This is a genomic window from Thermococcus sp. LS1, assembly GCF_012027395.1.
Lineage (GTDB): Archaea > Methanobacteriota_B > Thermococci > Thermococcales > Thermococcaceae > Thermococcus.
The window spans coordinates 78,494-96,609 of sequence record NZ_SNUJ01000002.1; the positions used below are offsets into that span (position 1 = coordinate 78,494).

Annotated in this window: 18 protein-coding genes and 1 tRNA gene; 4 read left to right on the forward strand and 15 right to left on the reverse strand. The window is 52.4% G+C overall.

What is annotated here, in order from left to right; all coding sequences use genetic code 11:
• Positions 1–94: 94 nt before the first annotated feature.
• The 3 genes from E3E26_RS04860 (at position 95) to E3E26_RS04870 (ending at position 6,009) form a co-directional block, all read left to right on the forward strand.
• Positions 95–1,972: a phosphoenolpyruvate carboxykinase (GTP) gene (locus E3E26_RS04860; protein WP_167900243.1), complete on the forward strand. Its 1,878-nt coding sequence runs from the start codon at positions 95–97 to the stop codon at positions 1,970–1,972.
• 110 nt (positions 1,973–2,082) lie between these two features.
• Positions 2,083–4,584 carry a maltodextrin phosphorylase gene (malP, locus tag E3E26_RS04865; RefSeq protein WP_167900244.1) on the forward strand — a complete coding sequence of 834 codons (2,502 nt, stop codon included), beginning with the start codon at positions 2,083–2,085 and terminating at the stop codon, positions 4,582–4,584.
• Between the two features lie 138 nt (positions 4,585–4,722).
• Entirely contained in the window at positions 4,723–6,009 is a 1,287-nt protein-coding gene (locus tag E3E26_RS04870) for a sodium-dependent transporter (RefSeq protein WP_167900245.1), read from the forward strand.
• A gap of 48 nt (positions 6,010–6,057) precedes the next feature.
• On the opposite strand, the gene E3E26_RS04875 is transcribed toward E3E26_RS04870, so the two are convergent.
• The 8 genes from E3E26_RS04875 to E3E26_RS04910 form a co-directional block, all read right to left on the reverse strand.
• Positions 6,058–7,779, reverse strand: coding sequence for a glutamate--tRNA ligase (locus E3E26_RS04875; protein ID WP_167900693.1), 1,722 nt, complete (start codon positions 7,777–7,779; stop codon positions 6,058–6,060).
• 40 nt (positions 7,780–7,819) lie between these two features.
• Positions 7,820–7,993 (reverse strand): hypothetical protein, encoded by a 174-nt coding sequence (locus E3E26_RS04880; RefSeq protein ID WP_167900246.1) that lies wholly within the window; start codon positions 7,991–7,993, stop codon positions 7,820–7,822.
• A gap of 68 nt (positions 7,994–8,061) precedes the next feature.
• On the reverse strand, positions 8,062–9,456 hold the full coding sequence (gene dnaG, locus E3E26_RS04885; RefSeq protein ID WP_167900247.1) for a DNA primase DnaG: 1,395 nt from the start codon (positions 9,454–9,456) through the stop codon (positions 8,062–8,064).
• Complete coding sequence (locus tag E3E26_RS04890) at positions 9,453–9,854, reverse strand: toprim domain-containing protein (protein ID WP_167900248.1); 402 nt, start codon at positions 9,852–9,854, stop codon at positions 9,453–9,455. Before E3E26_RS04890 ends, dnaG begins: the two co-directional genes overlap by 4 nt.
• Positions 9,855–9,928: 74 nt before the next feature.
• A complete protein-coding gene (locus tag E3E26_RS04895; protein ID WP_167900249.1) occupies positions 9,929–11,203 on the reverse strand; it encodes a TIGR04013 family B12-binding domain/radical SAM domain-containing protein in 1,275 nt (424 codons plus the stop codon).
• 67 nt (positions 11,204–11,270) lie between these two features.
• Positions 11,271–11,474 (reverse strand): archaeal histone HpkA, encoded by a 204-nt coding sequence (gene hpkA / locus E3E26_RS04900; protein ID WP_167900250.1) that lies wholly within the window; start codon positions 11,472–11,474, stop codon positions 11,271–11,273.
• Between the two features lie 350 nt (positions 11,475–11,824).
• Positions 11,825–12,295 (reverse strand): dCTP deaminase, encoded by a 471-nt coding sequence (gene dcd, locus E3E26_RS04905; RefSeq protein WP_167900694.1) that lies wholly within the window; start codon positions 12,293–12,295, stop codon positions 11,825–11,827.
• Positions 12,296–12,883: 588 nt separating this feature from the next.
• Positions 12,884–12,959 (reverse strand) — tRNA-Arg (locus E3E26_RS04910).
• Between the two features lie 95 nt (positions 12,960–13,054).
• Here E3E26_RS04910 and E3E26_RS04915 point away from each other — a divergent pair.
• Positions 13,055–13,495 carry a hypothetical protein gene (locus E3E26_RS04915; protein WP_167900251.1) on the forward strand — a complete coding sequence of 147 codons (441 nt, stop codon included), beginning with the start codon at positions 13,055–13,057 and terminating at the stop codon, positions 13,493–13,495.
• Between the two features lie 37 nt (positions 13,496–13,532).
• Here the strand turns inward: E3E26_RS04915 and rpl12p are convergent, their stop codons facing one another.
• The 7 genes from rpl12p to ftsZ all read right to left on the reverse strand — a co-directional run bounded on the left by rpl12p (position 13,533) and on the right by ftsZ (position 18,020).
• Positions 13,533–13,850 carry a 50S ribosomal protein P1 gene (gene rpl12p / locus E3E26_RS04920; RefSeq protein WP_167900252.1) on the reverse strand — a complete coding sequence of 106 codons (318 nt, stop codon included), beginning with the start codon at positions 13,848–13,850 and terminating at the stop codon, positions 13,533–13,535.
• Between the two features lie 69 nt (positions 13,851–13,919).
• A complete protein-coding gene (locus tag E3E26_RS04925) occupies positions 13,920–14,939 on the reverse strand; it encodes a 50S ribosomal protein L10 (RefSeq protein WP_167900695.1) in 1,020 nt (339 codons plus the stop codon).
• Between the two features lie 5 nt (positions 14,940–14,944).
• Positions 14,945–15,595 carry a 50S ribosomal protein L1 gene (locus tag E3E26_RS04930; protein WP_167900253.1) on the reverse strand — a complete coding sequence of 217 codons (651 nt, stop codon included), beginning with the start codon at positions 15,593–15,595 and terminating at the stop codon, positions 14,945–14,947.
• Between the two features lie 79 nt (positions 15,596–15,674).
• Positions 15,675–16,166: a 50S ribosomal protein L11 gene (locus tag E3E26_RS04935; RefSeq protein ID WP_012571137.1), complete on the reverse strand. Its 492-nt coding sequence runs from the start codon at positions 16,164–16,166 to the stop codon at positions 15,675–15,677.
• Between the two features lie 29 nt (positions 16,167–16,195).
• On the reverse strand, positions 16,196–16,654 hold the full coding sequence (locus tag E3E26_RS04940) for a transcription elongation factor Spt5 (RefSeq protein WP_167900254.1): 459 nt from the start codon (positions 16,652–16,654) through the stop codon (positions 16,196–16,198).
• Between the two features lie 20 nt (positions 16,655–16,674).
• Positions 16,675–16,860, reverse strand: coding sequence for a protein translocase SEC61 complex subunit gamma (locus E3E26_RS04945; RefSeq protein ID WP_167900255.1), 186 nt, complete (start codon positions 16,858–16,860; stop codon positions 16,675–16,677).
• Positions 16,861–16,898: 38 nt separating this feature from the next.
• Positions 16,899–18,020 carry a cell division protein FtsZ gene (ftsZ, locus tag E3E26_RS04950; protein WP_167730639.1) on the reverse strand — a complete coding sequence of 374 codons (1,122 nt, stop codon included), beginning with the start codon at positions 18,018–18,020 and terminating at the stop codon, positions 16,899–16,901.
• Positions 18,021–18,116: the final 96 nt, after the last annotated feature.

An 18,116-nucleotide genomic window follows, 5' to 3' on the forward strand; every position in this document is an offset into this window, starting at 1 on the left:
GGGAACATGACTGAACTTATAAATACACTGGGGGACGGGATTTACCAAACAAACTATTTTAATACATCGTTCAACTCTTTCTGGAGGCGATAACATGGATGCTCTTGAAAGGCTTGAAAAGCTTCTCGATAAAGAGCAGTTTGAGAAGATTAAAGCCATCGACAATCCGGAGCTTCACAAGTTTTTGGCGGAGTGGATTGAGTGGCTTGAACCGAGCAAGGTTTTCGTCTGCACCGACAGCGAAGAGGACGAGTTCTACGTCCGCTGGAAGGCGCTCTACTACGGCGAGGAAAAGATTCTCGAGACACCGAACCACACCGTCCATTACGATAACTACTATGACCAGGCCCGCGACAAGGCCAATACCAAGCTCCTCGTTCCTGGTGGAAAGAAGATTCCCTTCCTCAACACCAAGGATAGGGATGAGGGGTTGAAGGAAATCCGCGAGCTGATGAAAGGAGTTATGAGGGGTAAGGAGCTCTTCGTGTGCTTCTTCGTCCTCGGACCGAAGAACTCGGTCTTCACGATTCCTGCCGTTCAGCTCACGGATTCTGCTTATGTAGCCCACTCAGAGTTTATTCTTTACAGGAAGGGCTACGAAGAGTTTAAACGTCTCGGAAGAAGCGCACGCTTCTTCAAGTTTGTCCACTCAGCTGGGGAGCTCGACGAGAGGAAGACGAGCAAGAACCTCGATAAGAGGCGTATCTACATCGACCTAGTTGATGAGACCGTTTACTCTGTCAACACCCAGTACGGCGGTAACACGATAGGCCTTAAGAAGCTCGCTTTCAGGCTCACCATCCAGCGCGCCGTTAGAGAGGGCTGGCTCAGCGAGCACATGTTCCTGATGAGGGTAAACGGCCCCAACGGCAGGAAGACTTACTTCACCGGCGCCTATCCGAGCATGTGCGGAAAGACATCCACTGCCATGATATCCTGGGAGAACATCGTCGGCGATGATTTGACGTTCATCGTACCCATGAACGGAATAGCCCGTGGAGCAAACGTTGAGAAGGGTGTCTTTGGCATAATCCAGGGCGTCAATCCCGAGGACGATCCGATAATCTGGCAGGTTCTCCATTCGCCCGTTGAGATAATCTTCTCCAACGTCCTCATCAAGGACGGAAAGCCCTACTGGAACGAGATGGGCGTGCCAATACCTGACGAAGGCGAAAACCACAGCGGAAAATGGTGGCGCGGAAAGAAGGACGCCGAAGGAAACGAGATTCCGCCGAGCCACAAGAACGCTCGCTTCACAGTCAGCCTTGAGCACTTCCCGAACGTTGATCTTGAAGCGCTAGAAGCTCCCTGCGGCGTCGAGGTCGGTGGCATGATCTTCGGAGGCAGAGACAAGGACACATGGCCGCCGGCCAGGGAAGCCTTCGACTGGAAGCATGGCGTCATAACGATGGGTGCTGCTCTTGAGAGTGAGACAACCGCCGCAACCCTTGGAAAGGAAGGAGTTAGGGCCTTCAACCCGATGGCTATACTCGACTTCATGAGCGTTCCCCTCGGCGAATACATCAAGAACTACCTTAAGTTCGAGAAGAAGCTCAGAAAAGCCCCCAAGATATTCGCGGTGAACTACTTCCTCCGCGATGAGGACGGCAACTGGCTCAACCATAAGCTCGACAAGGCAGTCTGGCTCAAGTGGATGGAGCTCCGCGTTCACGGCGACGTCGATGCCATAGAGACTCCCATAGGCTACATCCCGAAGTATGATGACTTAGCGAGGCTCTTCAGGGAGGTTCTCAACAAGGACTACAGCAAGGAGGACTACGAGAAGCAGTTCACCATTAGGGTTCCGGAACTTCTGGCGAAGATAGAACGTATCGAGAAGATCTACCGCGAGCAGGTTAAGGAAGTTCCGGAGGAGCTCTTCCAGGTTCTCGAGGAGGAGAGGAAGAGGCTGCTCGAGGCCAGGGAGAAGTACGGCGACTATATCAGCCCCTTCCAGCTTGAGAAGGCCTGAGCCCTTCTCTTCTTTTCCTTCTCTGGGTGCACTTTTCTGGGCACCCCCAAAACCCTTTTTAACCCCGCTCCCCACATAGTATCACCGAAAATGATACATAGGTGGTTGCCATGGCCGACATTGAAACTCCCACCCACGATTTAATCAGGGAGAAGCTTCCCCATCCCATCAAGGATTTGGCTGATCTGGCCTACAACTACTGGTGGAGCTGGAACAGAAGGGCAACGAGGCTCTGGGAGTATATTGACCCGGAACACTGGAGGGAACACAAGAATCCGGTTAAGCTCCTTCTCGACGTTTCTGAGGAGCGCCTTGAGGAGCTTCTGAAGGATGACGACTTCATGAACCTCTACGAGCTCGTTATGGAACAGTTCCGGGATTATATGGATCCAGATTCGACCTGGTTCTCAACCAACTATCCCAAGTGGGACAAGCCCATAGTGTATCTCTGCATGGAGTACGGCATAAGCAGGACTCTGCCCATATACTCTGGTGGTCTGGGAATACTCGCTGGTGACCACGTGAAGACTGCCAGTGACCTTGGCCTGCCTTTCATAGCAATAGGTCTGCTCTATAAGCACGGCTACTTCAAGCAGGAGATAGACAGAGACGGAAGACAGATCGAGATCTTCCCAGAGTACAGGCCAGAGGAGATGCCGATAAAACCGGTTCTCGGGAAGGATGGAAAGCCACTTCTTATAGAGGTCCCCATAGAGGATAGAATCGTTTACGCGAGGGCCTCGGAGGTTGAGGTTGGAAGGGTGAAGATATATCTACTGGACACCGACGTTCCCGAGAACAGCGCGGACGACAGAACCATATGCGACTACCTCTACAATGCCGAGATAGACAAGCGCATAAAGCAGGAGATACTTCTAGGAATCGGTGGAATGCGCCTTCTCAAAGCTTTGGGCATTGAACCCGGCGTTGTCCACCTCAACGAGGGGCATCCAGCCTTTGCCAACCTCCAGAGGATAGCCTGGTACATGGATGAAGGGTTGACCTTTACCGAGGCGTTGAGTATTGTCAGAGGGACTACGGTTTTCACCACGCACACCCCAGTTCCAGCGGGCCACGACCGCTTCCCAATTGAGGAGGTCAGGAAGAGACTCGCCAAGTTCCTTGAGGGTAAGGACGAGAGACTCCTAGAGCTCGGCCGCGAGGGGGATGAAATCAATATGACCCTACTGGCCATAAGAACTTCCAGCTACGTCAACGGCGTCAGCAAGCTCCATGCCGAGGTAAGCAAGCGCATGTGGCAGAATCTTTGGCCCGGAGTTCCACTGGATGAGATACCCATCGAGGGCATCACCAACGGCGTACACACCATGACCTGGGTTCACAGCGAGATGAGAAAGCTCTTTGACCGCTATCTCGGAAAGGCATGGCGCGAGCACACGAACATCGAGGGTCTGTGGTACGCCATTGAGAGGATTCCCGATGAAGAGCTCTGGGAGGCCCATCTTAAGGCCAAAAGGGAGTTCATAGAGCTACTAAAGAGAAAGATTAAGGCAAGGAACGAGAGGCTTGGAATAGATGATCCCCTGCCGGAGATAGACGAGAACGCGCTCATCATAGGCTTCGCCCGGCGCTTCGCGACCTACAAGCGCGCCACCCTACTCTTTACGGATATTGAAAGGCTCAAGAGACTTCTGAACAACCCAGAGAGGCCAGTCTACATAGTCTTTGGTGGAAAGGCCCATCCAATGGACGAGGCTGGCAAAGAGTTCCTAAAGAAAGTCTACGAGGTCTCTCAGATGCCCGAGTTCAGGGGCAAGATATTCGTCCTTGAGAACTACGATATGGGAAGTGCAAGGCTCATGGTGGCTGGAGTTGACCTCTGGCTCAACAACCCGCGCAGGCCGATGGAAGCGAGCGGAACGAGTGGAATGAAGGCCGGGCTGAACGGAGTGCTCAACGCGAGCATCTACGAGGGCTGGTGGGTGGAAGGCTACAACGGCAGGAATGGGTGGATCATTGGAGAGGAGAGCACGGAGTCCGAAACCGAGGCCGACGACATAAAGGACGCAGAGAGTCTCTACAACCTGCTGGAGAGGGAGATAATCCCAACCTACTACGGCAACCGCGGGAAATGGATTTACATGATGAAGGAGAGCATCAAGAGCATAGCCCCGCGCTTCAGCACTCACAGGATGGTCAAGGAGTACATGGATCGCTTCTATTCCAAGGCTATGAGCAACTACATCTGGCTCACGAGGGATAACTACATCGGTGCCAAAGAGATGGCCACATGGAAAGATCGTGTTATCGGTGCATGGGACAACGTGAGCATCGAAAATGTCGTCATAAAAGATGGAAGCAGACTCGAGGTCCTCGTCTACCTTGATGGACTTAAGCCCGAAGACGTTCGTCTCGAGCTCTACTACGGCGTCCGTGCCGAGGAGCACCGCATAGAGAAGCCGCATATCGTTGAGCTGAGGCATCCAAAGGAGCTCGGGGATGGAAGGTGGCTCTACACCTATGAGGGAAGCGCTCTGAGGCACCTTGGTGACTCCTGCTGGCACTATGCGATAAGGATCTACCCCCACCACGAAAAGCTGCCCCACCGGTTCTTGCTTGGATTGGTGAAGTGGAGAGGTCTCTTCGAGTGAGTCTTTCCCCTTTGTTTCATTTTTGGCAAAATTTGCTCCATAAACTGGAAGTAAGAACTTTTAGACGTTCTTCGTGGGGAGTCATCTTTTTAACCTCAAAAGTCCATTGTGGGATATATAAACCAAGGGGGTGAAACCATGGACGAGATTAAGAAGTGGACAATATACTTGATATTCCTTGTTGCCGGATTTGCCACTGGAGTAGGTAGCATCGGTCTGTTCCCGCAGTTCTGGCTCCAGTATGGTCTGACTGGAATGATTGTGCACTTGATATTCCTTGCAATACTGACGTACGTCGCAATACTCGAGGCTGAGACCGTTATGAAGTCCGGCTACTACTTCGTTGAACTCTACAACAAGGTCTCAAAGCGGCCTGCTATGGTGCTCTCAATCTTTGCCGCTATTGCAATGTTCCTCTCGTACTACACCGCCAATACCATGCTGACTGTTCTCTCGCCGGTTCTGGGAACGGGAACGGTTGCAAGGCTCATAGCCAAGATACTGATGTTTGCTATAGTCTTTGTTATCCTCACTAGGGCCAAAGAGAAGACCTTTGCAATCATGGCGATAGGTTCTGTGATATTTGTTGTTGCGGTTACGATAACTACGGTTGCGTTCAAGTTGCAGATATCTGAGAGCGCCACTTTCCTCGGAATGGCCAAGCACATGCTCGTTGCAAGGCACCCAATAACCCTTGATCTCATAAAAGCTGCTGCTGAAAGGGCAATCTACGGTGTTGGACTTGGATTTGCATTCTACTTGATGCTTGGAAGCTTTATCAACGAGCGCTTCAACGCGAAGGTAATCATTGGGGCTGGAATTCTGGTTCAGCTTTTCATCGGGGTTCTATCAACGATAACCGTTGTCTATGCAATTGCCCCCACCACGCCTGACAGACTTCTCCAGTATGTCTATGGTGGCGAAGAGGGTGCTATTCAGCTCATGGGCGAACTGCCACACATCCTTGCAGACTATCCGACGCTGATACTCCTCATAGGAATCTCGGCGTTCTTTGCGGGTATCACCAGCCTGTTGCCAACTGCTGAGGTCGGTCTCCAGATAGTTGAATCAACCCTAAGGGTGAGCAGGAATAAAGCTGCCACCTATCTTGTAGCTGTGGCCCTTGCAATAGGCGTAGTCGACTCCTCGCCCTCAATAGCTGACATGGTGCTCAAGGCAGTGACTGTGATAACATTCTTCACGGCAATTTTTGAGCTCTACCCGGTGCTGACTTCCAAGGAAAAGCCACAAACTTCAGCCCTCGCAATAGCTGGAATAGCAGCGGTGCTGTTCCCCGTTGGTGGTCTCTACGCCCTATTTGCAGTCTTCAGGGCTGGCGGCGTCTACGTTGTCTCGGGAATCATTGCCGCGGTAGTGATTCTGTTCGGTCTCTTCGGCGACAAACTAGTACCTGAAAAGGCCTGAATATGCCCCTTATCCTTTTTTGTTTTGCATGAAAAATAAAAGAAGATGTCACTTGTGGGCGAATATCGCCACCACTTTCTCGGGCATTACATCATCTATTCTTACAAAGCCGAAACGCTCAAACTGGACAACGTCATCGACCTTGACGTTGGCGTCACTCTCGAGCAGGCCTTTTCTGACTATCAGCTCGTCGCCTTGCGGGATGAGAACCTCACAGGCCCTGCCTTCAGTGACCCAGTGCACCATCCTCCAGCGGTTCTCTCTGGCGATTTCGTAGTCAACGCTGTGGAACCTGGCTTTTATGCCTTCCTCTGAAACTTCGAGGATTTCCACGTTGAAGAGATCCTTGAGGCGGACGAAGCTGCCCGGTTTGAACAGTCCCATATCATCCTTGGAGACGTAGACGGGCCTGCCTGGCTTGAACTTAAGCTTTCTGACTCCCCTGTCCGGGTGGTCTGGATGCAGCGGTATCTCTGCCACGAACTCTTCATCGTAGCCTTCAATGTACATCGGTATCGGGTCAGCAACGAAGAAGTAGCGATTGGCTATTGGCTCGATTATGCGCCTGTTTATGGCGGCAAGATTGTCCCAGCTTATCGTCGTGTCGCTCCTCTTGAGGCCAACCTCGATAATAAGCTCTCTTATAGCCTCTGGCCTTATACCGCGCCTTTTGAGTGCCCTTATGGTTCCAAGCCTTGGATCATCCCAGCCGAGGTATTTACCTTCCTCTATTCCCTTCCTCGTCTTAGACTTGCTGAGAATGACACCCTCAATTGAGAGCCTGCCGTGGTGAACGGTGACAGGATATTCCCAGCCAAAGTAATCATAGACATAGCGCTGTCTTGTCTCGTTCTCGGCGTGTTCCTGGCCGCGGAAGATGTGCGTAACGCCTAGCTCATGGTCGTCTATGGCTGAGGCGAAGTTGTAAAGCGGCCAGACGCGGTACTTGTCACCGGTTCTCGGATGGTTCGGGTTGTCGATTATCCTAAGAGCGGGCCAGTCGCGAACGGCGGGGTTCGGATGCTTAAGATCGGTCTTTATTCTAACTACCGCTTCGCCTTCTTTATATTCGCCGTTGAGCATCTTTCTCCAGCGCTCGAGCTGAACCTCTACCGGCTCTTCCCTGTGCGGGCAGGCAATTCCCTTATCCCTCAGCTCGCGGAACTTCTCCGGCGGGCAGGTGCAGACGTAGGCCTTGCCCATCTTGATGAGTTCTTCTGCGTACTTATAGTAGATTTCAAGTCTGTCGCTGGCTATGTGGATTTCGTCAATCTGGAAGCCGAGCCACTTGAGGTCTTCGATGATCCAGTCGTAGAACTTAGGTTCGGGTCTTTTGACCTTTGGATCAGTGTCGTCGAAGCGGAGAATGAACTTGCCGCCATAGAGCCTCGCGTACTCGTGGCTTAGGATAGCAGCACGGGCATTACCGAGGTGGAAGGCCCCGTCTGGGTTGGGTGCAAAGCGCGTAACCACCTTACCCTTCTCTGCCTTCGGGAGGGGTGGAAGACCTTTCTTTTCCTCTTTCTTTTCCTTCTTTGCCTCGAAGAACTCTGGGTAAATCTCCTTCAGCTTTGCCTCCTGTTCCTCGATGCTCATTCCATTGACCTGCTCCACTATCTGGTTGACGAGAGGGATTATCTCCTTTGCTTTGGGCCTAAGTTCCGGGTTCTCGCCGAGAACCTTCCCTATCACAGCCTTCGGGTTGGCCTTGCCCTTGTGGCTGATCGCGTTGATGAGCGCGTACTTCATAATCAGCTCTTCCACGTTCATTCTCCTCACCGGGGGAAGAAGGAAGGGAGGAGTTATAAAGTTACTCCCCTTCGCAACGTGGTTTTTCCTTCCGTTTCTTCTGCGGTAGGAGTATCTCCAAGAACACCATGGTTAAGCCGAGGATTCCGAAGAACATGCCTCCGTTATTGCCCATCAGTATTCCAAAGAGAATGAACGAAATTCCCAAGAGCATCAGCTCGAGACCATCGTCCATAGAACCACCAGAAAATTCTACCCAAAGAAGTTAAAAGTTTTGTGATGAGAAATAAGAAGGTGCGGAGCTCACTCCGCAAAGGTCACTATCTTGAGATTGACCGGCCTTCTGACGACGTTGTACTTCCTTGCTCCAACAAGGTACTTTACCCCGCTCTCGCTGACAGTGTCGATGAGCCTCTGGGTTATGACGCCGTTGAAGACGACGGCATAAACGTCCTTTCTCTCCTTGAGCTGGTTGGTGAGCTCCCTGACGGGTATCTCTGCTATGATGTTCTTGTCCTTGTCGAGTAGGAGCGCCATCGAGTCCTTGGAGCTCTTGACCTTCTCGATGAACTTGCCGAACTCGTCCAGCTCGCTCGGCCTGGGCTGCTGAATCGGCTTGACTATCTTCTCTTCCCTCTCTCTGGGCTCTGGCTTCTCTATTGGCTTTGGTGCCGGTGCTGGAGCCGGTGCAGGTGCTGGCGGTTTGACCTCCCTTGCCTTCTCCTCCCTGCCGTTCTTGGCCTTTTCCTTCTCCTTTATGACCTCGTAGAAGTTCCTACCCTTGTAGAATATCTCAGTTATGACCTGCTCAGCAGGCACCTTGCTCCTCAGTGCCTTCACTATCTCCTTCTTGGTGAGCTCTTCGACTTCCTTGCCCTCTGGTGCCCTGGCGACATAGTCAACATCTGCGACCTGAAGGAGCTCCTTGAGTATGAGCTCTCCACCGCGATCGCCGTCGGTGAAGGCGGTAACGATGCGCTCCTTGCTGAGCTTTATGATGGTCTCCGGAACTGAGGTGCCTTCGACGGCTATGGCGTTCTTTATGCCGTGCTTGAGCAGGTTGAGCACATCCGCCCTTCCCTCAACGACAATGATTGAGTCGGAGAACGGCACATGCGGTCCGGCGGGGAGCTTCTCCGGGCCGTACTCGATGAGCTCCTTAGCCCTAACAGCCTTCTTGACTTCCTCTGTGAGCTCTTGGGTCTCTGGAATCTCTTGCTCCATGAGGGTCTCAAGTATCTCCTTGGCCCTCTCGATAATGTACTTCCTCTTGGTTGCCCTGACGTCCTCTATGCGGAGGACCTTTATTTTGGCCTCTGCTGGACCGACCCTGTCTATCGTCTCAAGTGCGGCCGCCAAAATGGCCGTCTCAACCCTATCAAGGCTCGAAGGAACGGTTATCGTTCCGTAAGTTTTTCCGGCCTTTGTGTGAACCTCAACCCTTATTCTTCCAATTCTTCCGGTCTTTTGAAGCTCCCTTAGGTCCAGATCGTCACCGAGAAGACCTTCAGTCTGGCCAAAAATAGCACCAACAACGTCAGGCCTTTCGACGATTCCATTGGCTTCAAACTCGGCGTAGATTACGTATTTAGTAGTTCCGAATTCATCTTTGGCTGACATACCACCACCCTCTTTTCGTTTTTCAAACTTCTGCTTTTCAGCCAAAATGTGGTGAAGCACTGTCTTCTTCCTCTTCATTGAATCCCCTCCATTCGGGGGTCAGAAACGGAGACGACTTTAAGGTAGAGGCCGTAGAGATCCTCAATCCCCTTAATGTCCTTCTTTGCTATCCTTTTGAGCTCCTTCCGCGTCTCTACATCGACCCTGCAGGGATACCCCTCCAGATAGCGGAGGAGCTTCCTTGCGAGCTCTTCGCCCTTTCTGTCGAAGTCTGTAAGTATCATGACCTCTTTATATGATGACGCGATGAGCGCGATTTCTGATAGCGGGAGGCGTGAAAGTCTTATTATCTCCGCCCTGACCCCCAAATTTCTCAGAGCCACCTCGTCTCGCGGGCCCTCAACTATGATGGCCCCTTCAAACTCTCGCAGTTTGTCTATAAGCTCCTCGAATCTTTTATAGTTTTCGGCGTACATGTTGCCGTCGTGCTGATAACGAAAGAATGGGGTTATAAGCTTATTGGATAATTTTTGACGCTTTTCTGTCTATTTCAGCAAACCTTCCGCACGGTTCCAATGTAGCTCATGGGTTCCTCATAGAACTCCTCCATAAGCCTCTGGAGCTTTCTTGAGAGCTCAACCTGCTTGCCCCAGGAACCCTCTATCTTGCCCTTCGCTGCCATCCTGCCCAGAAACTTCTTCATCTCCTCGCTCAGAGGTGAAGGCTTGCACCGTGCCCATGGGGTTCCCGGAAGGGGCATAAAGTAGTGGGCCCTGACCTTGCCGCCCTTTTTCATTATCCACTCCATAAGCTCGATGCTCTTCCTTTGGCTTTCAGGCGTCTCGTTCGGCAGGCCAACGATGAAATCAACCACAGGCTCGAAGCCGTACTCCAGCATATACTCAACGGCCTTTTGGACGTGCTCCACTTTGTGGATCCTGTGCATGGCTCTCAGCATTGTGTCGTCACCGCTCTGAGCGCCGATAGCCAAGCGTCTATTATCGGCATAATCAATCAGGAGCTCCAAAGTCTCTGGGAGGACGAACTCCGGCCTGACCTCACTGGGAAACGTGCCGTAGAAAAGCCTCCTGCCTTCCTTCCTTAGGGGCTGAAGGGCCTTGAGAAGGGCCTCAAGCTTGTTGATTTTGAGTATCGCCCCAGGGCTTCCGTAAGCAAATGCATTTGGCGTTATGTAGCGTATGTCCTTCATCCTGCGAGAGTACTTTACTATTTGGTCTATCGGCCTGTGCCTCATGCGGAGGCCTTTTATGTATGGGGTCTGACAGTAATAGCAGCCGAAGGGGCAGCCACGGGTTATTTCTATCGGCGAGATAAGACGAACGCTTTCTGGATACGGTGGAAATCGCCAGAAGTCCTCAACCTTGGCGAATCCGGTAAAGACGAACTCGCCATTGAGGTAGAAAGCAAGACCAGTAATGTTGAGAAGCTCCCTGGTGATTTTGTAGTCCGTTCTTTTGAGCGTCTTCAGGAGATGATACAGAACTTCCTCCCCCTCGCCGATGACTGCTATATCGAAACCAAGCTGATTTAGGGTATGTTTAGGCATGGCTATAGCATGATATCCACCGGCTATTAACAGCGCACCCCTTTCCTTGAGAAGCCGGACTTCCTGAGGAAGACTCCCCCATATTTCCTCTGTGAAGAACGAGTAGAGAACGACCTTTGGTCTGGCCTTCAGAATTTCGTTGAAGTCCTTTGTTATTAACATTTCTCCGAGATCAAAACCCTGGCTCTCCAAGGCTCCGAGGAGGTGAACGAAGGCATTGTGGTTGCGCTTGGTCATTCTAACGGCTATCTCTGGCATGATAGAACAATCAGAAGAGCGGTTTAAAAAGCTGATGAGTTACAAAAGCAAGAAGAAAGAAAGACCTTCAGGTCTTGATAGCGAGCTTGATGTCCTCGGCCTTGACGGTCTTCCTGCCAGCGTGCCTGGCGAACTCGGCGGCCTTCTTAGCAACATCAATGGCGTACTCCTCGAGGTACTCGGCGAGGACCTTGGCAGCCTCCTCGCTGACCCTCTCGGCACCGGCCTTCCTAATCAACCTGTCAATCGGGGCAATCGGCAACTCAGCCATTCACAACACCTCCAGGAAGGGTTTTTCACTATTTTCTAGGCGATTGGAGATATATAAACCTTTCGGTAAACGGAGCCATCTACGTCGACTAGATGTCCACTGCGCCCTTGGACACAACCAACTTGACGAGATGGATTTTCTCGTGAACCTTGAGGGAAATAGATAACCGGTTAAGAGCACAGTGCTCAATAGAAGGCATTACCCAGATGATGCCTTTGAGAAGCTATAGTTCCCCAGTACACTTTTTAATAGCCCTAAAGTTCTCAGGAAAAATTTATTTGTTCATTAATTGTGCTTGAATGGCACAAGAAATAGAATAGGGCAAAGTGTTGAGGCTGATTTCATAGCTCTCACTTTTTCTTCCTCTTTGATAGCGCTAGATGCTGGCTTCCCTGGTAGTTGCCCCTGTACGGGTTCTTTGCAGGTCCCTCAAGCCGGATGAACGCTATCTGAACAAAGCGTTCTCCGTAAGCCAGCTCAACCGGTTCATCCGAGGCATTGAAGATTCCGAGGGTGAGGTTGCCATCCCAGCCGGGATCTACCCAGGCGAAGGATCCCATCAGTCCTTCCCTCGCGAGGCTGCTCCTGAGCTTCATGTCTCCCATGACATCATCGGGGAGCTTTATCCTCTCAAGCGTTAGAATGAGAGCGTAGTTCTTGGGAGGGATTACTACCTTCCCTTCCCTCTCAACGTCTATGAAGTCTCCGTTCACCATTGCCTCCTTTCCGACCCTCAAGTCGTAGCCGGCCGGCTGAAGAGATTTCTCGTTGAAGGGCTCGATTAGTATCTCCTTTCTGATTTTCCAGTCGGGGAGCATCATGTTGACCACCCCAAGGTTAAACGAGGAGGTGCTTAAAAAGCTGACCACAGAAACTTTGCTGGGCAAAGTTTCATCAAAGTTCGTGGCTCTTTGCTAGCCTGTCCGATTCGCAGTGTTTTCCAATTGAATCTTGCGGTTTAGTAGGGGAGAATCACGGGAGTTTGGCTTTTGAGATAGGGGTTAACTTTGGAGTTAGACGCCCGGAGGACGTCGAGAAAGTGTAAATCCATCGGGAAACAGCCATATAATAGATTCTCCCCATCAAGCAGGGGTTGACACTAGGAAAATCTGACAAACTGGAGTTCGCGCAAGCGAGCAGACTCGTGGAAAAAATTGACCACGAGTTTCCTTTCTGTTAGGTGGGCAAGCAAATAAGCATGCACTCTAAAATTTGCCCTCAAAAGGGGTTTAACTGCAAAAACGTGAGTGGGTGAGGTTTTACTTTTTCTCTTAACGCCCTTTGGGCGTTATTCTCGCAGTAAAACACTGTAAAATTGGAAATTGTGGAGTAAACCCGCTTAAGAACTGCCAATTTAAGGGGACATGCAAACTTTGATCAAACTTTTGCTTGGCAAAAGTTTGTATTTCTGGCGGGCCCGGCGGGATTCGAACCCGCGACTACCGGCTCCGAAGGCCGGCGCCATATCCCCTAGGCCACGGGCCCACCGCCAGTGGTTCATAACGGCCAAAGATAAACCTTGCGGTCCTGTTCGAAAATCTTTTAGGTTACCATACCTCATGTTAATCTGGTGGAATGATATGCGAAGGAGCACCTCACTGCTCGCCATAAGTGCCCTGGCGATAGCGGGGTTTTTTGCCCTAGCACCTGCTCTACCGCTTTACCAGCCCCTCGTGGATAGGTACGGAAGCGGAATCGTTGATACCGCAACGATAATTCTCGGCCTCACCGGGCTTGTCTTCATGATAATAGGCATTACCCTTAGGAAGCTGGAAAGACTTCCCTGGAAAGTGGCACTGTACGAGACCCTGGAACCCTTGGTGATGGCGTTTGGAGGAATAATCTGGATGGACGTTATTCAGGACATCTCCAGTCCCGTGGAGAAGATCATCGTTACGTTTGCGTTTTTTCTGGCGCTGGTGATGTTCTTAGGACTGTTCAGGAAAAAGCTTGATCCCGACAGATACCGGCGGATATGGATCACGTTCTGGATCGTCAAGAACCGCAAAGAAAGGTTTTGAGGTGTCCGCCCGAGGGCGGACAAAAGAGGAAGGGAGTTCAGCCGAAGAGGGCGCCGAGTCCAGCGAGGGCCTCCTCCTCGCTGACCTCCTCCTCTTCTTCCTCCTCTTCCTCCTCAGCCGGAGCGGCCTCGGCGCCAGCGGCCGGAGCGGCGGCGACGGCGACCGGGGCGGCAACCGGCATGGCGGCCTTCTCAATGACCTCGTCGATGTTGACACCCTCAAGGGCGGCAACGAGAGCCTTTATCCTGGCCTCGTCCGGGCTAACTCCAGCAGCCTCAAGGACGGCCTTGAGGTTCTCCTCAGTTATCTCCTTACCAGCGGCGTGGAGCAGCAGAGCGGCATACACGTACTCCATTTTTCGCACCTCCAATCATCTTCATTTTTTCACACGGTTTTATTCAGGGATACGAGGGAAATGGAAAGTTCAGCCGAAGAGCGCGCCCAGTCCAGCGAGCGCGTCCTCCTCGGAGGCTTCCTCTTCTTCCTCCTCTTCCTCAGCCTCCTCAACCTTCTCTTCCTGCTGAGGCTGAGCGGCAACGGCTATTTGTGCCTGTTGGTTTAAAAGCTCTTTGGTCTTCTCGTCGAGTAGCTCCTCAGGCAGGTTCTGGGCTATGAGCAGGACAGCGCGCAGGGCCCTGCCAAAGATGTCCTCGACGGTCTCTGGGGTAATGTAGCCAGCCTCGACTGCAACGTTCTTGGCTCCAAGGTAGGCCTTCTGGATGATGGCCTCGATGGTCTGGCTGGTCGGGTAGGCAGTGTTGACGGACAGGTTGAACGCGTGCATGTAGGCCTGCTGGAGCAGGTTGATGTACTCCTCCTCGTCGATGGCGAGGACTTCCGGAGTGTAGACGATTCCGTCCTCGTAGGCAGCGAGCAGGTTGAGACCAACCTCAAGGGGCTCGATGCCAAGAGCGTTAAGGATCCTCGCAAGCTGCTCGGTTATGACCTCACCAGCCTTGAGCACGGTGTAGTCCTTCTGGATGCTGACCTTACCCTTCTCGATTCTCGCGGGTATGCCAAGAGCCTGCATCTCACCGACGAGCGGACCCGGTGAGATTGAGGTCGGACCGGCTGGTATGACGACGTCCTTGGGAACCGGCACGCCTGGCTTGGCCGGAGCAGGAGTCTTGCTCTCCTCAAGGAGCTTGTAGAGCTTGAACGGGTTCATCTCGGTGGCGAGGATTCCAGCTCCACCCTGGATGTAGTCGATGAGCTTCTCAAGCTCTGGCTTTCCAAGCTCCTGAGCGGCTCTCTTTATGGCGAGTTCGATGAGGGTGTTCCTCGAGACCCTGAGGAGTGCCTTGCCCCTGAGCTTCTCACGCATCTTTGAGAGCGGATAAGCCGGGACGTTGGCAACGTCAACGAGCGCTATCACTGGGTAGCTTTTGATGATGTTGGCGAGTTCTTCAACTTCCTTCTTCTTCCACTCAGCGACGTGGGCCATCTCCCTCACCTCTCCACCTTAACGGCCGGTCCCATGGTGGTCTTGACGTACACTGACTTCACTTGGTTCTCTCCGCGCTCGAGCTTGTTGATGATGGCATTGAGCACTGCTTCAGCGTTCTCTGCGAGCTTCTCGTCGTCCATGTCCTCGGTTCCTATTGGGGCGTGCACAACCGGGTTGTTCTTGAGCTGTATCCTGACGGTCTTCTTGAGCCTTGCGACTATTGGCTCCAGGTTGGTCATGGTCGGCGGAACGACCTGCGGCATCTTGTTCCTTGGACCGAGGTACCTACCGAGGTACCTACCGATCTTCGGCATCAGCGGAGCTGCCGCAATGAAGAAGTCGTAGCTCTTCGCCAGCTTCCTTGCCTGCCTCGGGCTCTTGGCAAGTTCCTCAAGCTGCTCTCCACTAATTACATCCAGCCCGAGCTTTTTAGCCGCCTCGGCAACGGCACCATCAGCGATGACCGCGATCTTGGGCTCCTTCCCACGACCGTGGGGCAGCACAACCTCAAGCTTAAACCTGTTCTCCGGCTTGCGGAGGTCTATATCCTTGAGGTTGACTGCCACTTCGACGGTCTGTGTGAAGTTGCGCGGCTTAGCCCGGGCCTTCGCCTCCTTCACCGCTTCCACGAATTTCTGCCTGTCAAAGGCCATTTACAGCCCTCCCTTCATTTTTGATTTAAGCACCGAAAAGTCAAAAATGCGTAAAAAGAGGGATTTTTAAACTTTTCCCTCACTCCTCGGCGTTCGCAAAAATCTCGTCGTAAACGCCTTCGTCAATCTCCTTCTGGACTTCCCTCGGGTCCTTGCCCTCGACGGTAACACCCATGCTGAGCGCGGTACCGATGACCTCCTTGGCTGCAGCCTTGAGGTCAGCGGCGAGCATCTGGTCCATCTTGGCCTTAGCTATTCTGATAACCTGCTCCATGGTCAAGTTTCCGACCGGGCTGTGGCCGGCCTCGCTGGAGCCCTTTGGTATGCCAAGCTCCTTCTTGATGAGCTGGCTGACCGGGGGAACACCGACCTCAATGCGGAAGGTCTTCTTCTTGGGATCCTCCACGATGATCTTGACTGGAACCTGCATTCCCTCGAAGTCCTTGGTAGCCTTGTTTATCTCGTCAACGACCTGCTTAACGTTAAGTCCGAGTGGACCGATAGCGGGACCGAGTGGTGGACCTGGTGAAGCCTTTCCTCCCTCAACGAGCACCTCAACAACCTGCGGCATCTTTCTCACCTCTAGTTATCTGAGTCCGTTCACCCCTTCTGGCGTTTGCTTATAAGTCTAACGTATTCGCCCCTCACCGTAACCGGAATCGGGACGATTGAACCGATAAGCTCGACGACTATCTCGTCCTTGGCTTCGTCAACCCTGACGACCTTAGCCTTTTCACCCTTGAACGGGCCAGCGATGAGTTCAACTATGTCGCCAGGCTCGAAGCCGCTGACGGCTGGCTTTTCCTCGAGGAAGTGCTCAATCTCCTCGAACTTGACCTCGCCCGGAAGGGTGCCCTTGGCGTGCCTTATGCCCTTGATGGCCTCATCGACTGCGCTCTTGCTTGGGGCCTCGACGAATATGTATCCCTTCACCTTTGACGGAGTCAGTATGGCATAGACCGGAAGGTTATACGTTTTAATCTTGCTGTATATCAGCTTGGCCGTAGTTTCTTCCTGGCCAACCGTGACACGCACTGTGAATATCCTGCCGTCGCTCATCTCTATCACCCGTTGCTGGCTCAGGCGCCAGTAATGAGGTAGCCAATCATACGGATTACGAGGCCTATGAGGCCGATTAAAATCATTCCGATGCCGGTAATCTTTGCGGCCATCTTAAACTCTTTCCAGCCCGGCTTTTTTGTGACCAGCAAAACCCTCCGCGACTCCGCGAAGAAGTTTTTAAGCTTTTCCGTGGTTGTTGCCACACTCGTCACCCCTCTAAATTTTGAAAATGAAAGGGTTATCAAAGCTCCTCAAGGTCGAGTTTAATAACTTTTCTCTCTGGCTCCTCACCGTAGTAAGTGGGCTCCTCCTCGGCGACAGCGTATGGGGAGCTAACTCCAGTAACCACGATGAGGATCCTTATCATCTTTCCGAGCTCTTCGTCAAGCTGTATTCCCCAGATGACTTGGGCCTCCGGGTCAAGCTTGCTCGTGACGAGCTCTATTATCTGCTGGGCCTCCTCGAGCTTGACGTCGCTTCCGCTTATGCTTATGAGCGCTCCCTTGGCACCGCTTATGTCAACGTCGAGGAGCGGGCTGTTGAGTGCCTGCTGGGCAGCTTCGAGGGCCCTCTTCTCGCTGTCGCTCTCGCCAATACCTATCATCGCAACGCCGCCGTCCTTCATGACAGCCCTGACGTCGTTGAAGTCGAGGTTAACAAGTCCCGGCTTGGTGATGAGCTCGGTGATGCCTTTGACTGCCTGGACGAGTATCTCGTCAGCAACCTTGAAGGCCATGTGTATCGGCAGGTTAGGAGCGACCTCCATGAGCTTGTCGTTCGGGATGACAATAACGGTGTCGCTGTTCTTCCTGAGCCTCTCGAGACCGTACTCGGCGTTCTTTATCCTCCTGATGCCCTCGACGGTGAATGGAAGGGTAACGACTGAGACAGTGAGAGCGCCCATCTTCTTGGCTATTTCGGCAACAACTGGAGCGGCTCCAGTACCGGTTCCACCGCCGAGACCGCAGGTGATGAAGACCATGTCAGCGCCTTCAAGGGCGTCGCGAATTTCCCTCTCGCTCTCCTTGGCAGCCTCCTCGCCCATCTTGGGGTTGTTTCCTGCACCGAGACCACGGGTAAGTTCTTTACCTATGAGTATCTTTTTGTGAGCCCTAACCTTGAGAAGATCCTGAGCATCAGTGTTGATGGCGATAACCTTCGCACCCTGGATGCCGACCTGCATCATTCTGTTTATAGTGTTACAGCCGGCACCGCCAACACCAACGACATAGATCTTGGCCTGTATCTGCTCCAGAATCCTCCTAAGCTCCTCATCGATGTCGGTCTGCGGAGCCTGGGCCTCCGGGACCTTGTTAAGGTCAGCGGAGGTTCTTTCGATAGCGTCTTCAATCAGCTTCAGCATCTTTTCACCCTCCGGGCAATTTAACATCTGTTTCACTTTGTAGGCAGGTAGTATATAAATTTAGCTAAAGCCGAGTGCTGATTTTAAAATCCCGCT

Bases quoted from the DNA above. Each gene is read 5' to 3' on its own strand.
- E3E26_RS04860 (WP_167900243.1), top strand. From the start codon at position 95: ATGGATGCTCTTGAAAGGCTTGAAAAGCTTCTCGATAAAGAGCAGTTT.
- malP (WP_167900244.1), top strand. From the start codon at position 2,083: ATGGCCGACATTGAAACTCCCACCCACGATTTAATCAGGGAGAAGCTT.
- E3E26_RS04870 (WP_167900245.1), top strand. From the start codon at position 4,723: ATGGACGAGATTAAGAAGTGGACAATATACTTGATATTCCTTGTTGCC.
- E3E26_RS04875 (WP_167900693.1), bottom strand. From the start codon at position 7,779: ATGAACGTGGAAGAGCTGATTATGAAGTACGCGCTCATCAACGCGATC.
- E3E26_RS04880 (WP_167900246.1), bottom strand. From the start codon at position 7,993: ATGGACGATGGTCTCGAGCTGATGCTCTTGGGAATTTCGTTCATTCTC.
- dnaG (WP_167900247.1), bottom strand. From the start codon at position 9,456: ATGAAGAGGAAGAAGACAGTGCTTCACCACATTTTGGCTGAAAAGCAG.
- E3E26_RS04890 (WP_167900248.1), bottom strand. From the start codon at position 9,854: ATGTACGCCGAAAACTATAAAAGATTCGAGGAGCTTATAGACAAACTG.
- E3E26_RS04895 (WP_167900249.1), bottom strand. From the start codon at position 11,203: ATGCCAGAGATAGCCGTTAGAATGACCAAGCGCAACCACAATGCCTTC.
- hpkA (WP_167900250.1), bottom strand. From the start codon at position 11,474: ATGGCTGAGTTGCCGATTGCCCCGATTGACAGGTTGATTAGGAAGGCC.
- dcd (WP_167900694.1), bottom strand. From the start codon at position 12,295: ATGATGCTCCCCGACTGGAAAATCAGAAAGGAGATACTAATCGAGCCC.
- E3E26_RS04915 (WP_167900251.1), top strand. From the start codon at position 13,055: ATGCGAAGGAGCACCTCACTGCTCGCCATAAGTGCCCTGGCGATAGCG.
- rpl12p (WP_167900252.1), bottom strand. From the start codon at position 13,850: ATGGAGTACGTGTATGCCGCTCTGCTGCTCCACGCCGCTGGTAAGGAG.
- E3E26_RS04925 (WP_167900695.1), bottom strand. From the start codon at position 14,939: ATGGCCCACGTCGCTGAGTGGAAGAAGAAGGAAGTTGAAGAACTCGCC.
- E3E26_RS04930 (WP_167900253.1), bottom strand. From the start codon at position 15,595: ATGGCCTTTGACAGGCAGAAATTCGTGGAAGCGGTGAAGGAGGCGAAG.
- E3E26_RS04935 (WP_012571137.1), bottom strand. From the start codon at position 16,166: ATGCCGCAGGTTGTTGAGGTGCTCGTTGAGGGAGGAAAGGCTTCACCA.
- E3E26_RS04940 (WP_167900254.1), bottom strand. From the start codon at position 16,654: ATGAGCGACGGCAGGATATTCACAGTGCGTGTCACGGTTGGCCAGGAA.
- ftsZ (WP_167730639.1), bottom strand. From the start codon at position 18,020: ATGCTGAAGCTGATTGAAGACGCTATCGAAAGAACCTCCGCTGACCTT.